Origin of the sequence: Enterobacter sp. BNK-22, assembly GCF_048684805.1 — a bacterium.
Taxonomy (GTDB): domain Bacteria; phylum Pseudomonadota; class Gammaproteobacteria; order Enterobacterales; family Enterobacteriaceae; genus Enterobacter; species Enterobacter quasiroggenkampii.
This window is the reverse complement of record NZ_JBLQTT010000001.1, coordinates 4,674,812-4,700,035: the sequence shown is the minus strand read 5'-3', so window position 1 is coordinate 4,700,035 and position 25,224 is coordinate 4,674,812. Positions and strand designations below refer to the sequence as shown.

The window sequence follows — 25,224 nt, the reverse complement described above, 5'->3', positions numbered from 1 at the left end:
AATTCTGAACCTGCAAGGATAAAGTGAAATTTATTTACTAACCGCTCACTTTCCAGGCAAAACCGACTCCAGACCTCAATTTTCGCCTGGTTTTTAAACAAAAACGAGCCGCAAGCGGCTCGTTTTTGCGTTTTGTGACTTACTGCACTGCCACAATGCGATCGTCGTTGGCTTCCAGACGGATAACTTTGCCAGGAACCAGCTCCCCGGAGAGGATCTGCTGCGCCAGCGGGTTTTCGATCTGCTGCTGGATAGCGCGTTTCAATGGACGCGCACCGTACACCGGATCGTAACCATTCTTACTCAGCAGCTTCAGCGCATCGTCGGAGATGTGAATTTCATATCCACGCTCTTCCAGACGTTTGTACAGACGCTGCAGCTGGATCTGCGCAATCGACGCAATGTGTTTCTCACCCAGAGGATGGAATACCACCACTTCATCAATACGGTTGATGAACTCCGGACGGAAGTTATGGCTTACTACACCCAGCACCAAATCCTTCATATGGCTGTAGTCCAGTTCACCGAAACGTTCCTGAATCAAATCGGAACCCAGGTTCGAGGTCATAATGACAACCGTATTACGGAAGTCGACCGTTCTCCCCTGCCCGTCGGTCAGACGACCATCGTCCAGCACCTGAAGCAGGATGTTGAACACATCCGGATGCGCTTTTTCCACCTCATCCAGCAGGATGACGGAGTAAGGACGACGACGCACCGCTTCTGTCAGGTACCCACCTTCTTCATAGCCCACATATCCTGGAGGCGCCCCGACCAGACGCGAGACGGAGTGTTTCTCCATAAACTCGGACATGTCGATACGCACCATCGCATCGTCGCTGTCGAACATAAAGTTAGCCAGCGCTTTGCAAAGCTCGGTTTTACCGACACCGGTCGGCCCCAGGAACAGGAACGAACCAATCGGGCGGTTCGGATCGGACAGCCCTGCACGGCTACGACGAATAGCATTCGATACCGCTTCAACCGCTTCATTTTGACCAATCACACGATTGTGGAGATCGTTCTCCATGCGCAGCAGTTTTTCACGCTCGCCTTCCAGCATGCGCGCCACGGGAATACCGGTCCAGCGCGCCAGGACTTCCGCGATCTCGGCATCCGTCACTTTATTACGCAACAGACGCATCGTTTTACCTTCTGACTGCGTCGCTATCTCAAGCTGTTTTTCCAGCTCAGGAATTTTGCCGTACTGCAGCTCTGACATTCGCGCCAGGTCGCCCACGCGTCGCGCCTGCTCAATGGCAATTTTTGCCTGTTCGAGTTCAGCTTTGATAGTCTGCGTACCAGAAAGGGAGGCTTTCTCGGCTTTCCACTCTTCTTCCAGCTCAGAATACTGGCGCTCTTTATCGTCCAGTTCTTCATTGAGCATATCGAGGCGTTTCTTACTGGCTTCATCAGACTCTTTCTTCAGCGCCTGCTGTTCCAGCTTGAGCTGAATGATGCGTCGGTCGAGTCGATCCAGCTCTTCCGGCTTCGAGTCAATTTGCATACGAATGCTCGACGCCGCTTCATCAATCAGGTCGATCGCTTTATCCGGCAGCTGACGGTCAGCAATATAACGATGCGAAAGCGTCGCCGCCGCAACGATGGCCGGGTCAGTGATCTGCACATGGTGGTGCAGTTCATAGCGCTCTTTCAGACCACGCAGGATCGCGATGGTATCTTCAACGCTTGGCTCGGCAACAAACACTTTCTGGAAACGACGTTCCAGCGCAGCATCTTTCTCAATGTACTGACGGTACTCATCCAGCGTAGTGGCACCGACGCAGTGAAGTTCACCGCGCGCCAGCGCAGGTTTCAGCATGTTCCCGGCATCCATCGCGCCGTCTGCCTTACCGGCACCGACCATGGTGTGCAGCTCATCGATAAACAGGATAACGTTGCCTTCCTGCTTCGCCAGGTCATTAAGCACGCCTTTCAGACGCTCTTCGAACTCGCCGCGGTATTTCGCACCGGCTACCAGCGCGCCCATGTCCAGCGCCAGTACGCGGCGGCCCTTCAGACCTTCCGGCACTTCACCGTTCACAATACGCTGCGCCAGCCCTTCAACGATGGCGGTTTTACCGACCCCCGGTTCACCTATCAGTACCGGGTTGTTCTTGGTACGACGCTGCAGCACCTGAATGGTACGGCGGATTTCTTCATCACGGCCGATTACTGGGTCAAGTTTGCCCTGTTCAGCACGCTCGGTCAGATCGACCGTAAATTTCTTCAAAGCCTGACGTTGGTCTTCGGCTCCCTGATCGTTCACGCTTTCACCTCCGCGCATGTTCTCAATCGCCTGAGTCACATTGGCGGTGGTCGCACCGGCGGATTTCAGCAGGTCGGTCAAGGTACCGCGTGATTCAAGCGCCGCCAGAACAAACAGCTCTGACGAAATAAAGTTGTCCCCACGTTTTTGCGCCAGCTTGTCGCAAAGGTTCAGGACGCGCACCAGATCCTGCGACGGCTGAACGTCGCCGCCGGTCCCTTCGACCTGCGGTAAACGGCTCAGCGCCTGATCGATAGCGGTGCGTAACTGGCCAGCATTAATGCCAGCGGACGTTAATAAAGGACGTACCGATCCCCCTTCCTGATTCAGCAAGGCGCTCATTAAATGAAGAGGTTCGATAAATTGGTTGTCGTGCCCCAGTGCGAGGGACTGGGCATCGGCGAGAGCAAGCTGGAATTTATTAGTAAGACGATCCAGACGCATAACTCCTCCCATAACAGGTCAAATTTGCTACTGGAGATTAAATGAGGTCATCCCTCAATTATTCAAGGTTAATGACCTGAATTATGTGAAAAGAAAACGGCACGTGCCGGATCGTCTTGATTCTTTAGGTTATATCAGCCAAATGAAACTTGCCATACGCCCCGTCGTCTTGTCGCGGCGATAAGAGAAAAAATCACCCTTTTCGGTGAATGTACAGCGATCGCCGCCGAAGATCTGCGTTATGCCGACGCTGTTCAGGCGCTGACGAGCAAGCTGGTAAATATCGGCCAGATATTTATCTCCAGAAGGCAGGAAGGCGTCCACCGCTTGCGGATCTTTATCCATAAAGGCTTCGCGAACCTCCGGCCCCACTTCAAAAGCGCGAGGACCAATGGCCGGGCCAAGCCAGGCCATAATATTGGCGGGCTCATCCTTAAAGCAGGCGACGGTTTCTTCCAGCACGCCTTCACACAGTCCACGCCAGCCCGCGTGCGCTGCAGCCACCTCGGTGCCTGCGCGGTTGCAGAACAGCACTGGCAGACAATCGGCGGTCATTACGGCACAAACGGTTCCCGGAGTATTGCTGTAAGAGGCATCAGCACGTTTAGAAGCATAGGGTTCTCCCGTCAACTTCAGCACCGCCTTGCCATGAACCTGTTCCAGCCAGACCGGATTTGAAGGCAGGTTCCCCGCTGCAAACAGACGCCTGCGGTTCTCTTCCACGTGTTCCAGGTTATCGCCACAGTGTGCGCCGAGGTTCAACGACGCCCACGCGCCCTGGCTAACACCACCAATACGTGTTGAACTGCAGGCAGCCACGCCGGCAGGCAATGGCCACTCCGGGACAATCAGTTTGGTCATAACCAGTCCACTTGATCCTTATGTTCTTCGAAATCGGCACGCATGGCGTCAATAAGGTCCACCATATCCTGCGGGATAGGCGCATGCCACTCCATCTGAATGCCGGTGATAGGATGGTAAAGACGCAGCATGGTCGCGTGCAGCGCCTGACGGTCGAATTTACGCAATACGCTGATGAACTCATCCGATGCGCCTTTAGGCGGGCGAGGACGACCACCGTAGACCTGATCCCCCACCAGCGGATGGGTAATGTGGGCCATATGCACGCGGATCTGGTGAGTACGTCCGGTCTCCAGACGCAGACGCAGACGCGTATGAATACGGAAATGCTCCATAATGCGATAGTGCGTCACCGCCGGTTTACCCATCGGATGCACCGACATATGGGTTCGCTTGGTCGGGTGACGGCTGATAGGCTCTTCTACCGTCCCGCCAGAGGTCATATGCCCAATGGCTACCGCCTCATACTCACGGGTGATTTCGCGCAGCTGCAGCGACTCCACCAGACGTGTCTGAGCAGGAACGGTCTTCGCCACCACCATCAGACCGGTAGTGTCTTTATCCAGACGGTGCACGATGCCCGCGCGCGGAACATCCGCGATCGGCGGATAATAATGAAGAAGTGCGTTAAGTACCGTACCGTCAGGGTTTCCCGCACCCGGGTGAACAACCAGGTCGCGCGGCTTGTTGATCACCAGAATGTCATCATCTTCATAGACGATGTCCAGTGGGATATCCTGCGGCTCGAAGCGGATTTCCTCTTCGATTTCAGCATTGATGGCGACAGCTTCCCCACCTAACACTTTCTCTTTTGGTTTGTCCCAGATCTTGCCGTTTACCATCACGCGCTGGTCAAGGATCCATTCTTTTATGCGTGAACGCGAATAATCAGGGAACAATTCGGCCAAAGCCTGATCTAAGCGTTGACCGAGCTGATTTTCGGAGACTGTTGCGGTGAGTTCTACTCGTTGTGCCATAAACTGCTTCTTCGTTTAACGTTGGGTTTTACGGCTTTGCCGTTTAATATAGTGTGCTATTGTAGCTGGTCTTAATCGGGAGCAGGAACAGAGTTTCTCCCGGACAAACATTTGAGGAAAGTCAAAACGTCATGACGCGCATGAAATATCTGGTGGCAGCGGCCACGTTGAGCCTGGCTTTGGTGGGCTGCTCCGGTTCAAATGAACAGGTCCCTGACAATCCGCCGAATGAAATCTATGCGACTGCACAACAAAAGTTGCAGGACGGTAACTGGAAACAGGCGATAACGCAACTGGAAGCGTTGGATAATCGCTATCCATTTGGTCCGTATTCGCAGCAGGTACAGTTAGATCTCATCTACGCATACTATAAAAATGCCGATCTGCCGCTGGCTCAGGCAACCATCGATCGTTTCATGCGTCTGAACCCGACTCATCCTAACATCGACTACGTGATGTACATGCGCGGCCTCACCAACATGGCGCTGGACGACAGTGCGCTGCAGGGCTTCTTCGGCGTGGATCGTTCCGACCGTGACCCGCAGCATGCGCGTGATGCTTTCAATGACTTCTCCAAGCTGGTGCGCGGCTATCCGAACAGCCAGTACGTGACCGACGCCACCAAACGTCTGGTGTTCCTGAAAGATCGTCTGGCGAAATATGAATACTCCGTGGCGGAATATTATACCCGCCGTGGCGCATGGGTGGCCGTGGTTAACCGCGTAGAAGGTATGCTGCGTGATTACCCGGATACTCAGGCAACGCGCGACGGCCTGAAGCTGATGGAAAATGCTTACCGTCAGATGCAGATGACCGCTCAGGCTGAAAAAGTGGCGAAAATCATCGCCGCGAACAGCAGCAACACCTGATTTTGCCTCAATGCAAAACGGCAGCCCGAAGGCTGCCGTTTTTTTATTCGTTTCTGAGCGTCGCTGAAGCGCGTTAGCCTCAACACATCCTGTCAACTATGGCCCCAATTTATGCCTTCTACAAGGTAAATCTCACCTCTTCCTGCCCTGCCTCACAAAAAAGATTCCCTGACAAAAACCGACAAAATAACGTGATCTAAATCACACATTTTGACATTAGGTCGGGTATGCTGGAATCACCAAGACGGAAAGACAAGAGGTAAAATTTATGACAATGAACATTACCAGTAAACAAATGGAAATTACTCCGGCAATTCGCCAGCACGTCGCAGACCGTCTCGCCAAACTGGATAAATGGCAAACACATTTGATTAATCCACATATCATCCTGTCCAAGGAGCCGCAGGGTTTCATCGCTGACGCAACTATCAATACTCCAAACGGCCATCTGGTCGCCAGCGCAAAACATGAGGATATGTACACCGCTATTAACGATTTGATCAACAAGCTGGAACGGCAGCTCAATAAAGTGCAACACAAAGGTGAAGCCCGTCGCGCCACAACGTCGGTGAAAGACGCCAGCTTCGCGGAAGAAGTTGAAGAAGAGTAATCCTTTAAATTGAGTGTACCGCCAACGCGCCTTCGGGCGCGTTTTTTGTTTTTTATTGACAGGGTGAAAACAGTACGGGTACTTTAACGGTATCACTCACAGGATGACTTTATGAAACTTACGCCGTTCTTCTTCGCATTCTTTTTTACCTTCCCCTGAACGGGAGGCGTTTCGTCGTGTGATAAAGAATGCGAAGACGAACAACAAGGCCTCCCACACCGGGGGGCCTTTTTTATTGATAACGATAAGATGAGACAGGCAACACTATGACACCGGAAAACCCGTTACTGGATCTGCGAGTAAAAATCAGCGCGCTGGATGAGAAACTGCTGGCGCTGCTGGCCGAACGCCGCGCCCTTGCCGTTGAAGTGGGTAAAGCCAAGCTGGACTCCCATCGTCCGGTCCGTGATATCGACCGCGAGCGGGATCTGCTGGAACGGCTCATTCAGCTCGGCAAAGCGCATCACCTCGATGCCCACTACATCACCCGGTTGTTCCAACTCATCATCGAAGATTCCGTTCTGACCCAGCAAGCGCTACTGCAGCAGCATCTCAATAAAACCAATCCGCACTCTGCGCGTATCGCTTTCCTCGGGCCAAAGGGCTCCTATTCTCACCTGGCCGCACGTCAGTATGCCGCTCGCCATTTCGAAGAATTTATTGAAAGCGGCTGCGCGAAGTTTGCCGACATTTTTAACCAGGTCGAGACCGGCCAGGCGGATTACGCCGTGGTGCCGATTGAAAACACCAGCTCCGGCGCCATCAACGATGTCTACGACTTGCTGCAGCACACCAGCCTGTCGCTGGTCGGCGAGCTGACGATCCCTATCGATCACTGCGTGCTGGTCTCCGGTTCAACGGACCTGAACACGATCGAAACCGTCTACAGCCACCCGCAGCCGTTCCAGCAGTGCAGCCAGTTCCTGAACCGCTATCCGAACTGGAAAATTGAGTACACCGAAAGCACCTCGGCGGCGATGGAAAAAGTCGCCCAGGCGAACTCCCCCACCGTCGCGGCGCTCGGCAGCGAAGCGGGCGGCGCGCTGTATGGTTTACAGGTGCTGGAACGCAACCTGGCAAACCAGACGCAAAACATTACCCGCTTCGTGGTGCTGGCCCGCAAGGCAATCAATGTCTCTGACCAGGTACCGGCTAAAACCACGCTGCTGATGGCTACCGGCCAACAGGCCGGTGCGCTGGTTGAAGCCCTGCTGGTACTGCGTAATCACAACCTGATCATGACCCGGCTGGAATCGCGCCCAATCCACGGTAACCCATGGGAAGAGATGTTCTACCTCGATATCCAGGCCAACCTCGAGTCTGCTTCCATGCAGAAAGCCCTGCGCGAGCTGGGCGAAATCACCCGCTCCATGAAAGTGCTGGGCTGCTATCCGAGCGAAAACGTCGTCCCGGTCGATCCGATCTAACGTTCGATAAAGCGGCTTTTCTTCATCCCTGCCACGCTCACCGGCAGGGTGAAGATGGCGCCGGAGAGCGGATATTTCGTCACCTCCTCCGCATCCATATTTTCCCGCGTGGTGGTAATAAACAGCGTTTTCATATCATCGCCGCCAAAGCAGACCATCGTCGGGCAACGTACCGGCATGCGATACTCTTCCAGCTGCTCCCCTTGCGGTGAAAAACGCGCGATGCGCCAGCCGTCAAACAGCGCGCTCCAGTAGCAACCTTCCACATCCATCGCCGCGCCGTCCGGTATCCCCTCGCCCTCTTTAAACTGACGAAACACCTCTCGCTTACCCGGTTCGCCCTGCTCATCAAGCGGCGTACGGTAAATCACACCGTTTGGCGTGTCTGAGGTAAACATCCACTGCTTATCCGGGCTAAACGCTAAGCCGTTGTGCCCGTGAATATCGCACTGGATCACCTTCGGCGTCAGGTCGTTGTCGACGCGCATCAGCAGGGCACCGTTGTAATCTCCCGGGCCCCAGAACGTGCCCGCATAGAACCGGCCCTGATGGTCGGTCCCCCCATCGTTAAAACGCGCCAGCTGCGGGTTAGAGGGGTTGTCGCACACCTTGCGCTGCAGAAGGCCATGCTTATCGGCAAGCCAGATGCCATTGCGCATGGCGACGATAAACCCGCCGCGCTCGCGCAGCGCGAAACAGCCTACCTCCTCGTGGAAAGAAAGCACGGTGTGTTCCGCCGTCGGCAGATGGTAGCGGTGGATCTCTCCTTCCAGAATATCGGCCCAGTAGAGCGCGTGCTCGTCGGCGCTCCACGTCGGGCATTCAGGCAAATGCCCGGTGTAATTCAACAGCAGCTGCGGTTCGGCCATGACAGTTCCCCAAAATGAAAAAAGCCAGCAATGCTGGCTTTCAGTATATACATCATCGCATTACTGGCGACTGTCATTTGCCTGGCGCAACAACGTCCGGCTCTCATTCTGGAAACGCTGCGCGTAATCGCCAAACCAGTGCTCGACCTTGCGGAAGCTGTCGATAAACGCCTGTTTGTCTCCGTGCTCCAGCAGCGTAATGGCTTCACCAAAGCGCTGATAGTAGCGCTTGATCAGCGCCAGGTTATTTTCCGAGGACATAATAATATCCGCGTACAGTTGCGGATCCTGCGCGAACAGACGCCCGACCATCGCCAGCTCCAGACGATAGATAGGTGAAGAGAGCGCCAGCAGCTGTTCAAGCTGCACGTTCTCTTCCGCCAGATGCAGGCCGTAGGCAAACGTCGCAAAGTGGCGCAGCGCCTGAATGAACGCCATGTTCTGGTCGTGCTCAACCGCGCTGATGCGGTGCAGCCGTGCGCCCCATACCTGAATCTGTTCCAGGAACCACTGATAGGCTTCCGGCTGACGACCGTCGCAGTAAACCACCACCTGCTTAGCCAGGCTGCCGCTGTCCGGGCCAAACATTGGGTGCAGACCCAGCACCGGCCCCGTATGCGCCGCCAGCATAGCCTGTAGCGGACCATTTTTGACGGAGGCCAGATCCACCAGGATGCAATCTTTCGGTAAAGGAGGCAGCTTCCCGACGATTTGCTCCGTCACGTGGATCGGCACGCTGACGATAACCATTCCGGCATCTTTCATGAGTTCCGGCGCCTGGGCCCAGTCCTCTTTTTCCAGAATGCGCACCTGATAGCCAGAAAGGGTCAGCATTTTTTCAAACAGGCGCCCCATCTGTCCTGCACCGCCGACAATCACCACCGGACGCAGGGTCGGACAGAGGGTTTTGAAGCCCTTGTCGTTTTCACTGGAATAGGACTCCCGCATCACGCGACGCAGAACATCCTCAATCAAATCCGGCGAAACGCCCAGCGCCTGCGCCTCTTTGCGACGGGAGGCCAGCATGGAGGCCTCGCGCTCCGGGACGTAGATCGGCAGGCCGTATTTGCTTTTCACCTCACCGACTTCGGCAACCAGGGCCATGCGGCGCGCCAGCAGATCCAGCAGCGCCTTATCCACTTCATCAATTTGATCGCGCAGTGCGGTCAATTCAGCAACCATAACTACCCTCTTAAGCCAGACGCGTCGCCAGATGGCCGTTTAAATCTTTATGGATCTCACGCAGCAGCGCATCGGTGGTCTCCCAGCTGATGCAGGCATCCGTCACGGAGACGCCGTGCTTCATGGCGCTGCGCGGTTGTTCAGATGATTGATTGCCTTCATGAATATTGCTCTCAATCATCAGACCGATAATCGAACGATTGCCATCTTTGATCTGTGCGACCACGGATTCCGCAACCGCAGGCTGGCGACGGTAATCTTTATTCGAATTACCATGACTGCAATCTACCATCAGTGCCGGGCGCAGTCCCGCCTGCTCCATCTCTTTTTCACACTGCGCCACGTCCGCCGGGCTGTAGTTCGGGGCTTTCCCGCCGCGCAGGATCACGTGACCGTCCGGGTTGCCCTGCGTTTGCAGGAGGCAAACCTGGCCCGCCTGGTTGATACCGACGAAACGGTGCGGCATGGCGGCAGCGCGCATGGCGTTGATCGCCGTCGCCAGACTGCCATCGGTACCGTTTTTAAAACCAACCGGCATCGACAGACCAGACGCCATCTCGCGGTGGGTTTGCGATTCCGTGGTACGCGCGCCAATCGCGGACCAGCTGAACAGATCGCCAAGGTATTGCGGGCTGTTCGGATCCAGCGCTTCGGTTGCCAGAGGCAGCCCCATGCTGACCAGCTCCACCAGCAGGCGACGCGCAATCTTCAGACCTGCTTCCACATCAAACGAGCCATCCATGTGCGGATCGTTAATCAACCCTTTCCAGCCGACAGTGGTACGTGGCTTCTCAAAATAGACGCGCATCACCAGATAGAGGCTATCGCTGACCTCCTCCGCTAATGCTTTAAATCGACGAGCGTACTCAATGGCGGTTTCAGGATCGTGAATGGAGCAAGGACCACACACCACCAGCAGGCGCGGATCGCGGCCGGCGATGATATTTGAAATGGTCTGACGCGAGTGCTCAATCTGAGCCTCCTGCGCGACGCTCAGCGGAAATTCCGCTTTCAGTTGATCCGGAGTAATTAAAACCTGTTCGTCAGTGATATGTACGTTGTTCAGCGCGTCTTTTTGCATGATGGCGATCCTGTAAAGCTCGTTTGCGATAGTTGTTTTCCTCAATGAGGTGAGACCACGATACCATAAAAAGTAAACATTTCAATCCAAAATACGTACACATTAGTTTACAGAAGCCAATTTATTGCAAAAATCAGCCGATAAAAACGTAAAGTTTAAATTACAGACATATTTTCTTAAGCCAGGCTATGCTGAAGAAAAAAGGAGAATGGCTATGCGTTCAATTGCTCTCACGCTGTTGTCGCTGTTTTTAACGGGCTGCCAGATCAATCCTTACACCTTCCAGCCCGACTGGACCAGTCCATCCTGGTTTGATGCCGGTAAAGAAGACGCCATGAATGGCCTGCCGGTTAAAGATAACCAGACCCTGGCCGATAGTTTTAACGACACCCACGTTGATCGTAGTGAATATCTTCGAGGCTATGCCGATGGTCAGAAGAGAGTCTGCGAAGAAGGGTTTATTCACGCCTGGGGATTAGCGGGCAAATCTTTCCCTGCCAGTTGCGATACTGTCGAAAACGCGACAAAACTGCGTGCGTCATGGCAAAAAGGAATGGATGAAGGTATGCGTTCCAGCAGACTCAATTAAGTCTGTTTTTAACCACCGGAAAATAAACAACAGTAGGATTTAGCTTAGGTTGGCCTGATGCTATTTCTGACATAATGACGGCTCTGATAAACAATGGTATTCTGCCCGCAACTCTTAAGGACATCTATTTCCGGAGCGATGTGGCGGATTCTGGTGAGAAATTTATTCTTGATCTCTTTTTTCCGACTCACTCTGGTGATAATGCTGTTCCTTATGGTGGGCCCAGCGACGGCAGGCACGCTTACGGAAACGGATAAATCGGTACGTTCGATTGTCTCAGGCATTGTGAGCTATACGCGATGGCCGTCACTATCCGGGCAGCCCAGACTTTGCGTCTATGCCACTTCTCACTATACACACGCGCTCAGCGGCGACGAAGGGCACAACGAGTTACCCTATACTCCCGTTATTGTACGTAACGATCGGGAAGCCCTGGCCGCGACGTGCGATGCGATATATTTCGGGTCTGAATCACCGGCAAAACAACTTGAATTAATAAGTCAATATCAGGGCAGAGCGTTGCTATTAATCTCAGAGCAAAATCCGGAATGTGTAATTGGCAGTGCCTTTTGCCTGATGATCGATCGCGGCCAGGTACGGTTTTCCGTCAACCTGGATGCATTGACGCGCAGTGGCGTAAGAGTCAATCCGGATGTATTAATGCTGGCACGGAATAAGCAGCATGGATAAAGATTTCACATCAACGCCACGTCCGACGTTTAAAAGAACGTTGAGGCGAAACAGCATGATAAGCGTCATTATTACCATGACGTTAATATGGCTGTTGCTCTGTTTTGCTTCCGTCGTGACGTTAAAACAATACGCGCAAAAGAATCTCGAATTAACCGGCGCCACAATGAGCCACAGCCTGGAAGCCTCGCTGGTTTTCAACGACTCGCTGGCGGCCAACGAAACGCTTGCCGCCCTGGGCAAACAGGGGCAGTTTGCCGCGGCGGAGGTGATTAACGCGCATAAAAAGCGGTTCGCCTACTGGTCCTGGAACCCGGAGGATAACAACGACACGCTGGGCGCGCTGGTCAGTCGCTGGCTTTTCCCCGTACCGGTTGCGCAGCCCATCATGCATAACGGCTTAACGATCGGCGAAATCCGCCTTACCGCACGCGACAGTTTGATCAGCCATTTCATCTGGACGTCGTTTGCCGTACTGACCGGCTGCATTCTCTTTGCCGCCGTCGTCGCGCTCATCATAACCCAGTCTTTGCATCGTGGAATGGTCACGGCCCTGCAGAACATTACCGACGTCGTGCATGACGTACGCACGAACCGCAACTTCTCCCGTCGGGTGAAAGACGGCCGTATCGAAGAATTTCACCAGTTTGGCGAGGACTTCAACAGTCTTCTGGACGAAATGGAAGAGTGGCAACTGAAGCTTCAGGCGAAGAACGCTCAGCTGTTGCGGACCGCCATGCACGACCCGCTTACCGGTCTTGCCAACCGCGCGGCGTTTCGTAACAGCATTGCGGCATTAATGAACGACCCTTCAGCCAGAACAAACTCGGCCCTGCTCTTCCTCGACGGTGATAATTTTAAGTTTATTAACGATACCTGGGGACACGCGGCAGGAGACTGTGTGCTGATCGAAGTCGCCAGCAGGATGATGGAGTTTGGCGACAAACGTCATCAGTCTTACCGTCTTGGCGGAGACGAATTTGCCATGGTGCTGTACGGCGTTCACTCCGAGCTTGAGGTTCAACACATTTGTGCTGCGCTTTCGCAGCAGTTTATCCGTCCGTTTGATCTTCATAACGGACAAAAAGCATCAATGTCACTCAGCATTGGCTTTGCTCTGGCGTGGGAAAATGCTTCCGTGGAAGCATTACTGGAGAGGGCTGACCGCAATATGTACCAGGTTAAAAACCAGCGTACGAAAACAATAAGTTAGAAAGGATACACTATGTTAAAACGTTACTTCGCGCCGTTAGTACTGGCCTCACTGGTTCTGGCAGGCTGTCAGTCGCCGCCGGAAGGCAAATTCACTCCTGAGCAAATTGCGGCGATGAAGTCTTACGGTTTTAACGAACTGAACGGTGACTGGTCGCTTGGCATGTCGGACACCATCCTGTTTGATAAAAATGACGCCCGACTGCGCCCGGAAAGTGAAACGCAGATCCAGTCCATGGCCTCTCGCCTGGCCGAAACCGGCCTGAACCACGCGCGAATGGACGGTCACACGGATAACTACGGGGAAGAAAGCTACAACGAAGCGCTGTCGTTAAAACGCGCCAACGCCGTGGCCGACGCCTGGGCGAAGGGGGCAAATATCCCGCGCAGCAATCTCACCACGCGGGGATTAGGTCAAAAATACCCTGTTGCGAGCAACAGTACCCCGCAAGGGCGCGCTGAAAACCGCCGCGTCGCAGTGGTGATCAGCACGCCATAGGGTTATTTAGCGGATGATTCGGCGAGCGTCACTCGGGTTGCCGCTCGCCAGCGCAGCCAGTCCACCAAAACAAACAGCGCCAGACTCACGCCCATAACGGGCAAGCACAGCCCCAGCAGCAGGCTAACCATCGCAGTAACGCCTCTTCCCCATCCTGACAGCGCCAGCCAGCTCTGGCACAGCGTCTGTACCGGGCTCACTGCCGATTGCGCAGGACGACGCATCCACCACATCCGGTATCCCCAGATGATGAGCACGCACAGGGCGAGGCCGAACGCCACGAGCAGCAGCTGATTTGCCAGGCCGAATAAGATCCCCATATGGAAATCCACGCCCCAGCGGGTCAGTTTTGCCATTAACGGAAAATCCTCGAATCGGGTTCTGTCCAGGATCTGCATCGTATGGGGATCTACCGCAACGGCGTCCACCTGGGTCGGCCAGCTGCGATCGATTTCCGTCACGGTCCAGGCACGATCCCTCGTTTTCGCCGGGCGGATCTCCAGCTTGCTGGCATCAATCCCCGCGTGACGCGCCGCGCTTAACACCCCGTCAAACAGCGTCAAATCCATCGCCATTTCCGGCATCATCATCCCACCGTGATGACCACGGTGTTCGGCATGTTCATCCACGATCTCATGTTGGCCGGAAAGCGTCGTGTTCACCTGCGGGGTGAGCCAGTTCATCTCTGCACGCAGCTTATCCACGTTCCCGCCAGCCCACTGGGACCAGGTCAGGCCGGTTGCCGAGAACAGCAGCATTCCTCCCAGCAGAACCCAGCCCAGCGTCACGTGCACCCGACGCCGGTTCTGGAAGCGATTGTTGATCCGTCGTTTGGGTCGGGTATAAAACCACAGGGCAATACCGCCCAGCGCGGCAACCCACATCCACGAGGCCGCAAGCTCGCTGTAGAGGCGCCCAATGTCGCCCAGCATCAGGGACGTATGCAGGTAATCAATAGTCTGACGCAGGGGTAAAATCCCGCTGGTGCCGTATACCGTCAGATCTCCCAGCACCGCCAGACTCACCGGATCGATAAAGATAGCCCGGTTCTCCGATGGCCCAAGTTTCGGGTCAGCGAACATCACGCGGGTGGTTTCGCCCGCAACCAGCCCCGGACGAACGGCGTGCAAACGTAAATCTGATCCAACGGTTTTTTCCGCCACGGCGATTTGTTCCGCCAGAGGCTGCGGCTCGCCCACGGAATCCGCGTGGAGCGCGTGCCGGTAGAGTGCGTTTTCCAGCTGTGGGGTCGCCACATACAGCGTCCCTGTCAGCGCGGCGAAGAAGATAAACGGGCCGACAAACAGCCCAACGTAGAAATGAAGGCGACGCAGCAGGTTTCCCCATGCCGCGCGCGAGGTGCAGGTAGTCATACTTTTCCTTTTAAGGCAAAAAGTTATCGATATTTTTTATTGGGAAAAAGCAGACTGCCGCGGCGGCGCGCGGGTATCAGGGTAAAGCCAGGGGAAAAAGTGCCAGTGGTTGACCGCCTGACGCGGCGGCTTAATGCGAAGCCTCTGCAGCACCAGGCTGAGCAGGACGATGAGCGCCAGCATCACGCCAGGGACATGCGCTAACAGCACGCAGTAGCCGCAGGCTTCCGCATGGTCGACAGGCATCGTGTGCGGCATATCGCCGTGATGCTCGTCCATCGACATCATGCTCATCTCATGATGCATGCCCGGCATGGCGCTCATGGGATCTTTCTGCAGCGAAACGGAGATAAGGGGTGCTACCACGATCAGCAGGATCGCGAACAGCGCGGCCAATGCCGCTGCGCGTTTCCGGTCAGGCTGATGCAGTACGTTATCCACTTTCCCTCCATTCAAGAGGCAAGCATTGTAAATGATTTATGACGAAAGGGTTAACGCGAGAGGTGCGATGGGATAAAAAAAGGGCCAGCCTTTCGGCCAGCCCTTTCTAACAGGATGTCGCTTAAGCGAATCTTAGTTCAGACGCTCTTTAATACGAGCAGACTTACCAGTACGCTCACGCAGGTAGTACAGTTTAGCTTTACGTACAGCACCACGACGTTTAACAGCAATGCTGTCAACTACCGGAGAGTGAGTCTGGAAGACACGCTCAACGCCTTCGCCGTTGGAAATTTTACGAACAGTGAATGCAGAGTGCAGACCGCGGTTACGAATAGCGATAACCACGCCCTCGAATGCCTGCAGACGTTTTTTGGAACCTTCAACAACCCATACTTTCACTTCCACGGTGTCACCTGGACGGAAGGAAGGTACGTCCTGCTTCATCTGCTCTTGTTCAAGTTGCTTAATAATGTTGCTCATAATTTAATCTCTTATCCTGGGTAAACTGATATTCGGGAGCGTATTACGCATTCCCATCATGTTCATGCTGCTGTTGCGCGTGTTCAGTTTTGAACTCGGCCAGCAACTTTGCTTGCTCTTCAGTCAGAGCCAGGTTTTCCAGAAGTTCAGGTCTTCTAAGCCAGGTTCGGCCCAGCGACTGCTTCAAACGCCAGCGACGTATCTCGGCATGGTTTCCAGACAGTAACACTGCCGGGACCTCCATCCCTTCTAACACTTCAGGACGAGTATAGTGTGGACAGTCCAGCAACCCATCGGCAAAGGAATCTTCCGTTGCCGAAGCTTCATGGCCCAGAACACCCGGAATAAACCGGGCGACGGAGTCAATCAGCGTCATTGCCGGTAACTCACCACCGCTGAGAACGTAATCGCCGATAGACCATTCTTCGTCAATCTCGGTTTGAATTACGCGCTCATCTATCCCTTCGTAGCGCCCACAGACCAGAATCAGCTTTTGATTCGTCGCCAGTTCGCTCACGCCCGCTTGATCAAGCTTGCGTCCCTGAGGTGACAGATAAATCACCTTTGCGCCTTCACCTGCCGCGGCTTTTGCTGTGTGAATGGCGTCCCGTAAGGGTTGCACCATCATTAGCATCCCCGGTCCGCCGCCGTAAGGACGATCGTCCACGGTACGGTGCCGGTCATGAGTAAAGTCACGAGGACTCCAGCTCTGGATGCTCAGCAGGCCATTCTTTACTGCCCGGCCAGTTACCCCGTAATCGGTAATCGCGCGGAACATTTCAGGAAACAGGCTAATTATGCCAATCCACATAGCGCCGTCTTTTACCGTTTATCCGGAGAATTTAAAAACCAGGATCCCAATCTACTTCAATGGTTTGAGTAGTGAGATCGACTTTCTTGATAACCTGTCCATCGAGGAACGGGACCAACCGCTCCTTGATGCCAAATGCATCTTTCAGGTTTGCCTTAATGACGAGAACGTCATTTGACCCGGTTTCCATCATATCGATGACTTTCCCCAGGCTGTAGCCTTCGGTAGTGACTACCTGGCAACCCATAAGGTCTTTCCAGTAGTAGTCGCCCTCTTCCAGCTGTGGCAACTGCGACGAATCCACGACAATTTCACAATTAGTCAGCGCATTCGCGGCATCACGATCGTCAACGCCTTTCAGCTTGATGATGATGTCCTGATTGTGGTGACGCCAGCTTTCCAGCTCGACCTCTTCCCACTTACCGCCTTTCTGGATAAACCAGGGCTGGTAATCAAAAATGCTATCAGCGTCTTCAGTGGAGGAAAACACTCTGAGCCAACCACGGATACCGTAGCAAGAACCCATTTTTCCCAATACGATCGGTTCAACAGGTGCTTTATTGCTCATCATGACCACCGTGACAGATTAAGCTGCTTTGTTTGCTGCTTTGATCAGCGTAGCAACGCGATCGGAAACAGTAGCGCCCTGGCCAACCCAGTGAGCGATACGATCCAGATCCAGACGAGTTTCTTCTTCTGCGCCAGCGGCCAGTGGGTTGAAGAAACCAACGCGCTCGATGAAGCGACCGTTGCGTGCATTACGGCTGTCAGTCACAACAACCTGGTAGAACGGACGCTTTTTAGCGCCGTGACGTGCTAAACGAATAGTTACCATAACATCCTCTTGTGTGAATAAAACAACCGGGCCCCATCGAGGAACGGAGCCCGGGTGTCATATTAAAAGCCCGAAAATTTTACTCATTTTCGGGCAAAAAGCAATCTCAAAAGCGATTAACGCCCTGGAAAACCGGGAGGCATCATCCCTTTCATGCCGCGCATCATCTTCGCCATGCCGCCTTTCTTCATTTTCTTCATCATGCGCTGCATGTCGTCGAACTGTTTCAGAAGGCGGTTAACGTCCTGCACCTGCATGCCGCAACCGGCTGCGATACGGCGTTTACGGGAACCTTTGATGATGTCCGGGTTAGCGCGTTCTTTCAGCGTCATTGAGTTGATGATCGCCTCCATACGCACCAGCACCTTGTCATCCATCTGCGCTTTCACGTTGTCAGGGATCTGGCCCATGCCCGGCAGTTTGCCCATCAGGCTGGCCATGCCGCCCATGTTTTTCATCTGACGCAGCTGCTCAAGGAAGTCGGTGAGATCGAAACCGTCGCCTTTTTTCAGCTTGCTGGCCAGCTTCTCGGCCTGCGCGCGGTCAACCTTGCTCTCGATATCTTCGATCAGCGACAGCACGTCGCCCATGCCAAGAATACGAGAGGCAATACGATCCGGGTGGAACGGCTCCAGCGCTTCGGTTTTTTCGCCCACGCCAAGGAACTTGATCGGCTTGCCGGTAATGTGGCGAATCGAAAGGGCCGCACCGCCGCGGGCGTCACCGTCCACCTTGGTCAGCACCACGCCGGTTAACGGCAGCGCTTCGTTAAACGCTTTCGCGGTATTCGCCGCATCCTGACCGGTCATGGCGTCGACAACAAACAGGGTCTCTACCGGGTTGATAGAGGCATGCACCTGCTTGATTTCGTCCATCATCGCTTCATCAACGTGCAGACGACCGGCGGTATCCACCAGCAGCACGTCGTAGAATTTCAGCTTCGCCTCTTTCAGCGCGGCGTTAACGATGTCGACAGGCTTCTGTGCCACATCGGACGGGAAGAAATCCACGCCAACCTGCTCTGCCAGGGTTTCCAGCTGCTTGATCGCCGCCGGGCGATAGACGTCCGCAGAGACCACCAGCACTTTTTTCTTGTGCTTTTCGCGCAGGAATTTACCCAGCTTACCGACGCTGGTGGTTTTACCCGCACCCTGCAGGCCCGCCATCAGCACCACGGCCGGAGGCTGAGCGGCCAGGTTAAGCACCTGGTTCTCTTCGCCCATCGCCGAAACCAGTTCATTACGAACGATTTTGACGAACTCCTGACCCGGGGTCAGGCTCTTGTTAACTTCATGACCAACCGCCTTCTCTTTTACGCGGTTGATAAAATCACGAACAACCGGCAACGCGACGTCTGCTTCCAGCAGCGCCATGCGCACTTCGCGCAGCGTTTCCTTGATGTTATCTTCAGTAAGGCGTCCGCGGCCGCTGATGTTGCGCAGCGTGCGCGACAAACGATCGGTTAAATTATCAAACATTGTCTCTCGCCTGAGTAGAAACGTTGGGCCGCCATGAGCGACACATACACAGAATTTTGCCGGAGTATAACATGAAGGCGCCTTTGTTGTTATGCAACGGTTGGAGCAGGCGTCACGTAACGTTATACTGCTTCTCTTTCTTATTAAGACAACTGTCGATGCCTATATGCCTGTTTTCGCACTGATCGCCCTTGTTGCCTACTCTGTCAGCCTCGCGCTGATCGTTCCCGGACTGCTGCAAAAAAACAGCGGCTGGCGGCGCATGGCTATTCTTTCTGCGGTCATCGCACTGATTAGCCACGCCTTTGCGCTGGAATCACGCATCATCCCCGGCGACGGCAGCGTGCAAAACTTGAGCGTCCTCAACGTCGGCTCGCTGGTCAGCCTGATGATCTGTACGGTAATGACCATCGTCGCGTCTAAAAATCGCGGCTGGCTGCTGCTGCCGATTGTCTACACCTTCGCGCTGATCAATCTGGCCCTCGCCACCTTTATGCCTAATGAGTTCATTACGCATCTGGAGGCTACCCCGGGGATGCTGGTGCATATCGGCCTGTCGCTCTTTGCCTACGCGACGCTGATTATCGCCGCGCTTTACGCCATGCAGCTCGCCTGGATTGACTACCAGCTGAAAAACAAAAAGCTGGCCTTTAACCATGAAATGCCGCCGCTGATGGTCATTGAGCGTAAGATGTTCCATATCACCCAGGTGGGGGTGGTGCTGCTGACGCTCACGCTCTGCACGGGCCTGTTTTACATGAAGAACCTGTTCAGCGTGGAGAATATCGATAAAGCAGTGCTCTCCATCATCGCGTGGTTTGTCTATATTGTCCTGTTATGGGGCCATTATCATGAAGGCTGGCGCGGTCGTCGCGTGGTCTGGTTCAACGTCGCGGGTGCGGGCATTCTCACCCTTGCCTATTTTGGCAGCCGCTTCATACAGCAATTTGCTGGCTAAGAAACAAAGGAGTTCCCCCTGGAACACATCTCTACCACCACGCTGATCGTTACGCTGATCGTCATGGTGGTCATCTCCGCCTATTTCTCCGGCTCGGAAACCGGCATGATGACCCTGAACCGCTACCGGTTACGTCATCGTGCCAAACAGGGTAACCGCGCCGCCCGTCGCGTTGAAAAACTGCTCCGCAAGCCGGATCGCCTGATTAGCCTGGTGCTTATCGGCAACAACCTCGTCAACATTCTGGCCTCCGCCCTCGGCACCATCGTCGGGATGCGCCTGTACGGTAACGCCGGGGTGGCGATTGCCACCGGCGTGCTGACGTTCGTGGTGCTGGTGTTTGCCGAAGTGCTGCCGAAAACCATCGCCGCGCTTTACCCGGAGAAGGTTGCCTACCCGAGCAGCTTCCTGCTGGCACCGCTGCAGATCCTGATGATGCCGTTGGTCTGGCTGCTGAACATGGTGACGCGCGTCCTGATGCGGATGGTGGGAATCAAAGCCGACGTCACTATCAGCAGCGCACTCAGCAAAGAGGAATTGCGCACCATCGTGAATGAATCCCGCTCACAGATTTCCCGGCGCAATCAGGACATGCTCCTGTCGGTGCTGGATCTGGAAAAGGTGAGCGTGAACGACATCATGGTGCCGCGTAACGAAATCGTCGGTATCGACATTAATGACGACTGGAAAGCCATCGTTCGCCAGCTGACGCACTCTCCGCACGGGCGCATTGTGCTGTACCGCGACTCGCTGGATGACGCCATCAGCATGCTCCGCGTGCGCGAAGCCTACCGTCTGATGACCGAGAAAAAAGAGTTCACCAAAGAGGTGATGCTGCGCGCCGCCGACGAGATTTACTACGTGCCGGAAGGAACGCCGCTCAGCACGCAGCTGGTGAAATTCCAGCGCAACAAGAAGAAGGTCGGCCTGGTGGTCAACGAGTACGGCGATATCCAGGGGCTGGTGACGGTCGAAGATATTCTGGAAGAGATTGTCGGGGACTTTACCACCTCAATGTCACCTTCCCTCGCGGAAGAGGTCACCCCGCAAAACGACGGCTCGGTGCTGATTGACGGAAGCGCAAACATTCGTGAACTCAACAAAGCCTTTAACTGGCATTTGCCGGAAGATGAGGCTCGCACCATTAACGGGATGATTCTTGAAGCGCTGGAAGAGATCCCGGCCGCGGGCACGCGGGTGCGCATTGAGCAGTACGATATTGATATCCTGGACGTGCAGGACAATATGATCAAGCAGGTGAAAGTCCTGCCCGTTAAACCCCTGCGCGAAAGTATCGCGGAGTAAGGTTGTAGGCCGGGTAAGGCGAACGCCGCTACCCGGCACTACGGATAGCGAATTACGCTTTCGCTTTCGCCACGGTCACCATCGCCGCGCGAATGGTACGGCCGTTCAGGGTGTAACCTTTCTGCATTACGCCCAGCACTTTACCGGCTTCAATCTCTTCAGATTCAACCATCGCAATCGCCTGGTGAACGTTTGGATCCAGCGGAACGTCGGTATCGGCAATCACTTCCACGCCAAACTTACGCACCACGTCGAGCATGGATTTCAGCGTCAGTTCGATACCTTCGATCATTGCGGCGTTGTCCGGATTCGCTTTGTCAGCCACTTCCAGCGCACGATCGAGGCTATCGATCACCGGCAGCAGTTCGTTGACGAATTTCTCCAGCGCAAATTTATGCGCCTTTTCAACGTCCTGCTCGGTACGGCGACGCAGGTTTTCCATTTCCGCCTTGATGCGCAGAACACCATCGCGTTCGCGATTCTGTGCTTCTACTAGCTGGGCTTCCAGATTCGCAATTTTTTCATCGCGCGGGTCCACCTGCTCAGCAGATGCGTCTGGCTCTACAGCCTCAACTTCATCGTGCTGTTCCGTGATAATTTCTTCAGGGGCTTGCCCCTCAGGCGTTTTCTGTTCTTTACTACTCATGAATTTCTCCGCGTTTTTCTGCATTCATCTCGCTAACTTCGCTTATTATGGGGATCAGTTTCCGGGATTCAAGGGAACAAGACAGATTGTCATCATTCATCAGGCACAAGGACCTCCAGAAAATGAATAATCATTTCAGGTGTATTGGGATCGTCGGGCATCCGCGTCACCCTACCGCACTAACGACACATGAAATGTTGTATCGCTGGTTGTGTAGCAAAGGCTATGAAGTGATGGTCGAGCAGCAGATTGCCCAGGAGCTGCAGTTGAAGAGCGTCAAAACCGGCACGCTGGCGGAAATTGGCCAACAGGCCGATCTCGCGGTGGTGGTGGGCGGCGACGGCAACATGCTCGGCGCGGCCCGCACGCTGGCGCGTTATGACATCAAGGTCATCGGTATCAACCGTGGCAATCTCGGTTTTTTAACCGACCTCGACCCGGACAATGCGCAGCAGCAGCTGGCCGACGTGCTGGAAGGCCACTATATCAGTGAAAAACGCTTTTTACTGGAAGCGCAGGTCTGCCAGCAGGACTGCCAGAAGCGCATCAGCACCGCGATTAACGAGGTGGTCCTTCACCCCGGTAAAGTGGCGCACATGATTGAGTTCGAAGTCTATATCGACGAAATCTTTGCCTTCTCCCAGCGTTCTGACGGGCTGATTATCTCGACACCGACCGGCTCAACCGCCTACTCGCTGTCTGCCGGCGGCCCGATCCTGACCCCCTCTCTGGACGCCATTACCCTGGTGCCGATGTTCCCGCACACGCTCTCCGCCCGTCCGCTGGTCATCAACGGCGACAGCACGATCCGTCTGCGCTTCTCGCACCGCCGTAACGACCTGGAGATCAGCTGCGACAGCCAGATAGCGCTGCCGATCCAGGAAGGTGAAGATGTGCTTATTCGCCGGTGTGATTACCACCTGAATTTGATTCATCCGAAAGATTACAGCTATTTCAATACATTAAGTTCGAAGCTTGGCTGGTCAAAAAAATTGTTCTGATTTTGCATCCAGGACTTTACTGTATATAAAACCAGTTTATACTGTATGAAAACACAGTTATGGTTTTTCATACAGGAAAACAATTATGCTGGCACAACTGACCATCAGCAACTTTGCCATTGTTCGTGAGCTTGAGATCGATTTCCACAGCGGCATGACGGCGATCACCGGGGAAACCGGTGCGGGTAAATCCATTGCCATTGATGCCCTCGGCTTGTGCCTTGGCGGCCGCGCCGAGGGCGACATGGTACGCATGGGCGCAAACCGTGCCGACCTGTGCGCCCGCTTCTCCCTGAAAGACACCCCTGCTGCCCAGCGCTGGCTGGAGCAGAATCAGCTTGAAGATGGACGTGAGTGTTTACTTCGCCGCGTGATCAGCAGCGATGGCCGCTCACGCGGCTTTATCAACGGCACGGCGGTCCCGCTCTCCCAGCTTCGTGAACTCGGCCAGCTGCTTATCCAGATCCACGGCCAGCACGCGCATCAGCAACTCGTTAAACCCGAACAGCAGAAAGCGCTGCTGGATGGCTATGCGGGTGAGTACGCGCTTACTCAGCTTATGGCGGAGCACTATCGCCAGTGGCATCAGAGTTGCCGCGAGCTCGCTCAGCACCAGCAGCAAAGCCAGGAGCGCGCCGCCCGTGCGGAGTTGCTGGAATACCAGCTCAAAGAGCTGAACGAATTTAACCCGCAGGCGGGTGAGTTTGAGCAAATCGACGAAGAGTACAAACGCCTGGCGAACAGCGGCCACCTGCTCTCAACCAGTCAGAATGCGCTCAACCTGCTGGCGGATGGCGAAGACGTGAACCTGCAGAGCCAGCTGTATAACGTCCGTCAGCTGCTTACCGAACTGGTCGGTATGGATAGCAAACTGTCTGGCGTCCTGGATATGCTGGAAGAGGCGGCCATTCAGATCTCTGAAGCCGGTGACGAACTGCGCCACTACTGTGAGCGTCTGGATCTCGACCCGAACCGTCTGTTTGAGCTGGAACAGCGTATCTCCCGTCAGATCTCTCTGGCGCGCAAGCACCACGTTACGCCGGAAGAGCTGCCGGGCTACTATCAGTCTCTGCTGGACGAGCAGCAGCAGCTTGACGATCAGGCTGACTCGCTGGAAACCCTCTCTCTGGCGGTGAGCCTGCACCATGAACAGGCGCTGGCGACAGCGCAAAAGCTGCATGAAATTCGTCAGCACTATGCTCAGGAGTTAAGCCAGCACATTACCGACAGCATGCACACGCTGGCGATGCCGCACGGCGTCTTCACCATTGACGTTCGCTTTGAAGAGAATCACCTGACGGCGGAAGGTGCGGATCGCATCGAATTCCGCGTCACCACCAACCCGGGGCAGCCGCTGCAGGCGATTTCCAAAGTGGCCTCCGGCGGTGAACTGTCGCGTATTGCGCTGGCGATTCAGGTGATCACCGCGCGTAAAATGGACACCCCGGCGCTGATTTTCGATGAAGTGGATGTCGGCATCAGCGGCCCGACGGCGGCGGTGGTGGGTAAACTGCTGCGCCAGCTCGGCGAATCCACGCAGGTGATGTGTGTCACCCACCTGCCGCAGGTCGCGGGCTGCGGTCATCATCACTTTATCGTCAGCAAAGAAACCGACGGTGAAATGACCGAAACGCACATGAAGCCGCTGGATAAACGTGCGCGTCTGCAGGAGCTGGCACGCCTGCTCGGCGGCAGCGAAGTCACACGTAACACGCTCGCGAACGCGAAAGAACTGCTGGCGGCATAAACTTTTTCGGGATCTCAGGGTCATACAGAACAACAAAAACGCCGCCAGACCGGTTTCAAAGTGGGGCAAGGTCTATTATCATCGGCATATTACATATGAGCCGCGTTCTGCTCGGGCCCGAAAAGGAATCAAATCACTATGCGTTGTAAAATGCTGACCGCTGCCGCAGCGGTTCTTCTGATGTTGACCGCAGGCTGTTCCACTCTGGAGAAAGTGGTTTACCGTCCTGACATCAACCAGGGGAACTACCTTACCCCTAACGATGTGTCCAAAATCCGCGTGGGGATGACACAACAGCAGGTCGCTTATGCACTGGGAACCCCGATGATGTCCGATCCGTTCGGCACTAACACCTGGTTCTATGTATTCCGTCAGAAGCCGGGCCATGAAGATGCGACCCAGCAGACCCTGACGCTGACCTTCAGCAGCGCCGGTGTGTTGACCAACATCGACAACAAGCCTGCCCTGACCAAATAATCCGGTGTCAGAAAAGCAAAAAGGTGCTCATTGAGCACCTTTTTTGTTTTGTGTTGATCCCCTCGCCCCTTTGGGGAGAGGGTCAGGGTGAGG

27 protein-coding genes and 1 other annotated feature are annotated in these 25,224 nt (G+C 54.7%); of the genes, 13 read left to right on the top strand and 14 right to left on the bottom strand.

The features are described from left to right. Positions 1 to 139: 139 nt before the first annotated feature. The 3 genes from clpB to rluD form a co-directional block, all read right to left on the bottom strand. Positions 140 to 2,713, bottom strand: a complete 2,574-nt coding sequence (clpB, locus tag ACMGGE_RS22215; protein ID WP_045909253.1) for an ATP-dependent chaperone ClpB — start codon at positions 2,711 to 2,713, stop codon at positions 140 to 142. A 129-nt stretch (positions 2,714 to 2,842) separates the two neighbouring features. Next, a complete protein-coding gene (yfiH, locus tag ACMGGE_RS22210) occupies positions 2,843 to 3,574 on the bottom strand; it encodes a purine nucleoside phosphorylase YfiH (RefSeq protein ID WP_048226733.1) in 732 nt (243 codons plus the stop codon). After that, positions 3,571 to 4,551: a 23S rRNA pseudouridine(1911/1915/1917) synthase RluD gene (rluD, locus tag ACMGGE_RS22205; RefSeq protein ID WP_008502468.1), complete on the bottom strand. Its 981-nt coding sequence runs from the start codon at positions 4,549 to 4,551 to the stop codon at positions 3,571 to 3,573. Before rluD ends, yfiH begins: the two co-directional genes overlap by 4 nt. A 131-nt stretch (positions 4,552 to 4,682) precedes the next feature. Between rluD and bamD the strand changes: the two genes are divergently transcribed. From bamD to pheA, 4 genes are all read left to right on the top strand, one after another. After that, positions 4,683 to 5,420, top strand: a complete 738-nt coding sequence (gene bamD / locus ACMGGE_RS22200; protein WP_023308867.1) for an outer membrane protein assembly factor BamD — start codon at positions 4,683 to 4,685, stop codon at positions 5,418 to 5,420. Between the two features lie 268 nt (positions 5,421 to 5,688). Continuing rightward, a complete protein-coding gene (gene raiA / locus ACMGGE_RS22195) occupies positions 5,689 to 6,030 on the top strand; it encodes a ribosome-associated translation inhibitor RaiA (RefSeq protein WP_008502470.1) in 342 nt (113 codons plus the stop codon). A gap of 110 nt (positions 6,031 to 6,140) precedes the next feature. Further along, positions 6,141 to 6,266, top strand: a sequence feature (Phe leader region). Beyond that, complete coding sequence (pheL, locus tag ACMGGE_RS22190; RefSeq protein ID WP_100249759.1) at positions 6,142 to 6,189, top strand: pheA operon leader peptide PheL; 48 nt, start codon at positions 6,142 to 6,144, stop codon at positions 6,187 to 6,189. It overlaps the preceding feature by 48 nt. Before the next feature lie 30 nt (positions 6,267 to 6,296). After that, positions 6,297 to 7,457: a bifunctional chorismate mutase/prephenate dehydratase gene (gene pheA / locus ACMGGE_RS22185; protein WP_021242003.1), complete on the top strand. Its 1,161-nt coding sequence runs from the start codon at positions 6,297 to 6,299 to the stop codon at positions 7,455 to 7,457. Here the strand turns inward: pheA and ACMGGE_RS22180 are convergent. The 3 genes from ACMGGE_RS22180 to aroF are packed head-to-tail and all read right to left on the bottom strand — an operon-like array spanning position 7,454 to position 10,589. Further along, positions 7,454 to 8,326 carry an SMP-30/gluconolactonase/LRE family protein gene (locus tag ACMGGE_RS22180; RefSeq protein WP_420294163.1) on the bottom strand — a complete coding sequence of 291 codons (873 nt, stop codon included), beginning with the start codon at positions 8,324 to 8,326 and terminating at the stop codon, positions 7,454 to 7,456. The genes pheA and ACMGGE_RS22180 overlap by 4 nt on opposite strands. Positions 8,327 to 8,386: 60 nt before the next feature. Next, positions 8,387 to 9,508: a bifunctional chorismate mutase/prephenate dehydrogenase gene (gene tyrA / locus ACMGGE_RS22175; RefSeq protein ID WP_008502473.1), complete on the bottom strand. Its 1,122-nt coding sequence runs from the start codon at positions 9,506 to 9,508 to the stop codon at positions 8,387 to 8,389. A 10-nt stretch (positions 9,509 to 9,518) separates the two neighbouring features. After that, the gene (aroF, locus tag ACMGGE_RS22170) at positions 9,519 to 10,589 is read right to left on the bottom strand and encodes a 3-deoxy-7-phosphoheptulonate synthase AroF (RefSeq protein ID WP_045909256.1); all 1,071 of its coding nucleotides are present in this window, start codon (positions 10,587 to 10,589) and stop codon (positions 9,519 to 9,521) included. Positions 10,590 to 10,803: 214 nt separating this feature from the next. On the opposite strand from aroF, the gene ACMGGE_RS22165 reads away from it, so the two are divergent. The 4 genes from ACMGGE_RS22165 to ACMGGE_RS22150 all read left to right on the top strand — a co-directional run bounded on the left by ACMGGE_RS22165 (position 10,804) and on the right by ACMGGE_RS22150 (position 13,579). Then, the gene (locus tag ACMGGE_RS22165) at positions 10,804 to 11,178 is read left to right on the top strand and encodes a DUF2799 domain-containing protein (RefSeq protein ID WP_045909257.1); all 375 of its coding nucleotides are present in this window, start codon (positions 10,804 to 10,806) and stop codon (positions 11,176 to 11,178) included. A gap of 138 nt (positions 11,179 to 11,316) precedes the next feature. After that, positions 11,317 to 11,868 carry a YfiR family protein gene (locus ACMGGE_RS22160; protein ID WP_205246257.1) on the top strand — a complete coding sequence of 184 codons (552 nt, stop codon included), beginning with the start codon at positions 11,317 to 11,319 and terminating at the stop codon, positions 11,866 to 11,868. Next, the gene (dgcN, locus tag ACMGGE_RS22155) at positions 11,861 to 13,081 is read left to right on the top strand and encodes a diguanylate cyclase DgcN (protein ID WP_045909259.1); all 1,221 of its coding nucleotides are present in this window, start codon (positions 11,861 to 11,863) and stop codon (positions 13,079 to 13,081) included. The genes ACMGGE_RS22160 and dgcN overlap by 8 nt, the downstream gene beginning before the upstream one ends. A gap of 12 nt (positions 13,082 to 13,093) precedes the next feature. Beyond that, positions 13,094 to 13,579 (top strand): OmpA family protein, encoded by a 486-nt coding sequence (locus ACMGGE_RS22150; RefSeq protein ID WP_045909260.1) that lies wholly within the window; start codon positions 13,094 to 13,096, stop codon positions 13,577 to 13,579. Positions 13,580 to 13,581: 2 nt separating this feature from the next. On the opposite strand, the gene ACMGGE_RS22145 is transcribed toward ACMGGE_RS22150, so the two are convergent. The 7 genes from ACMGGE_RS22145 to ffh form a co-directional block, all read right to left on the bottom strand. After that, positions 13,582 to 14,952, bottom strand: coding sequence for a PepSY-associated TM helix domain-containing protein (locus tag ACMGGE_RS22145; RefSeq protein ID WP_420294162.1), 1,371 nt, complete (start codon positions 14,950 to 14,952; stop codon positions 13,582 to 13,584). A 36-nt stretch (positions 14,953 to 14,988) separates the two neighbouring features. Continuing rightward, positions 14,989 to 15,393 carry a DUF2946 domain-containing protein gene (locus ACMGGE_RS22140; RefSeq protein WP_420294161.1) on the bottom strand — a complete coding sequence of 135 codons (405 nt, stop codon included), beginning with the start codon at positions 15,391 to 15,393 and terminating at the stop codon, positions 14,989 to 14,991. 132 nt (positions 15,394 to 15,525) lie between these two features. Next, positions 15,526 to 15,873, bottom strand: coding sequence for a 50S ribosomal protein L19 (gene rplS, locus ACMGGE_RS22135; protein WP_002914145.1), 348 nt, complete (start codon positions 15,871 to 15,873; stop codon positions 15,526 to 15,528). 43 nt (positions 15,874 to 15,916) lie between these two features. Next, a complete protein-coding gene (trmD, locus tag ACMGGE_RS22130) occupies positions 15,917 to 16,684 on the bottom strand; it encodes a tRNA (guanosine(37)-N1)-methyltransferase TrmD (protein ID WP_008502493.1) in 768 nt (255 codons plus the stop codon). Positions 16,685 to 16,715: 31 nt separating this feature from the next. After that, positions 16,716 to 17,255 carry a ribosome maturation factor RimM gene (gene rimM / locus ACMGGE_RS22125; RefSeq protein WP_029741020.1) on the bottom strand — a complete coding sequence of 180 codons (540 nt, stop codon included), beginning with the start codon at positions 17,253 to 17,255 and terminating at the stop codon, positions 16,716 to 16,718. Between the two features lie 15 nt (positions 17,256 to 17,270). Continuing rightward, positions 17,271 to 17,519, bottom strand: a complete 249-nt coding sequence (rpsP, locus tag ACMGGE_RS22120) for a 30S ribosomal protein S16 (RefSeq protein WP_003863133.1) — start codon at positions 17,517 to 17,519, stop codon at positions 17,271 to 17,273. Between the two features lie 116 nt (positions 17,520 to 17,635). After that, a complete protein-coding gene (gene ffh / locus ACMGGE_RS22115; RefSeq protein WP_008502496.1) occupies positions 17,636 to 18,997 on the bottom strand; it encodes a signal recognition particle protein in 1,362 nt (453 codons plus the stop codon). 166 nt (positions 18,998 to 19,163) lie between these two features. Here ffh and ACMGGE_RS22110 point away from each other — a divergent pair, with 166 nt between their 5' ends. Together ACMGGE_RS22110 and ACMGGE_RS22105 are read left to right on the top strand one after the other, a co-directional pair. Continuing rightward, positions 19,164 to 19,955: a cytochrome C assembly family protein gene (locus ACMGGE_RS22110; RefSeq protein ID WP_014884879.1), complete on the top strand. Its 792-nt coding sequence runs from the start codon at positions 19,164 to 19,166 to the stop codon at positions 19,953 to 19,955. 18 nt (positions 19,956 to 19,973) lie between these two features. Continuing rightward, positions 19,974 to 21,260 (top strand): HlyC/CorC family transporter, encoded by a 1,287-nt coding sequence (locus tag ACMGGE_RS22105; protein ID WP_045909263.1) that lies wholly within the window; start codon positions 19,974 to 19,976, stop codon positions 21,258 to 21,260. 52 nt (positions 21,261 to 21,312) lie between these two features. Here the strand turns inward: ACMGGE_RS22105 and grpE are convergent, their stop codons facing one another. Then, entirely contained in the window at positions 21,313 to 21,906 is a 594-nt protein-coding gene (grpE, locus tag ACMGGE_RS22100) for a nucleotide exchange factor GrpE (protein WP_032646909.1), read from the bottom strand. Positions 21,907 to 22,028: 122 nt separating this feature from the next. On the opposite strand from grpE, the gene nadK reads away from it, so the two are divergent. From nadK to bamE, 3 genes are all read left to right on the top strand, one after another. Next, complete coding sequence (nadK, locus tag ACMGGE_RS22095) at positions 22,029 to 22,907, top strand: NAD(+) kinase (protein WP_008502500.1); 879 nt, start codon at positions 22,029 to 22,031, stop codon at positions 22,905 to 22,907. Positions 22,908 to 22,992: 85 nt separating this feature from the next. Beyond that, positions 22,993 to 24,654, top strand: coding sequence for a DNA repair protein RecN (recN, locus tag ACMGGE_RS22090; RefSeq protein WP_048029282.1), 1,662 nt, complete (start codon positions 22,993 to 22,995; stop codon positions 24,652 to 24,654). A gap of 138 nt (positions 24,655 to 24,792) precedes the next feature. Next, positions 24,793 to 25,131: an outer membrane protein assembly factor BamE gene (gene bamE, locus ACMGGE_RS22085; protein WP_008502502.1), complete on the top strand. Its 339-nt coding sequence runs from the start codon at positions 24,793 to 24,795 to the stop codon at positions 25,129 to 25,131. Positions 25,132 to 25,224 lie beyond the last annotated feature (93 nt).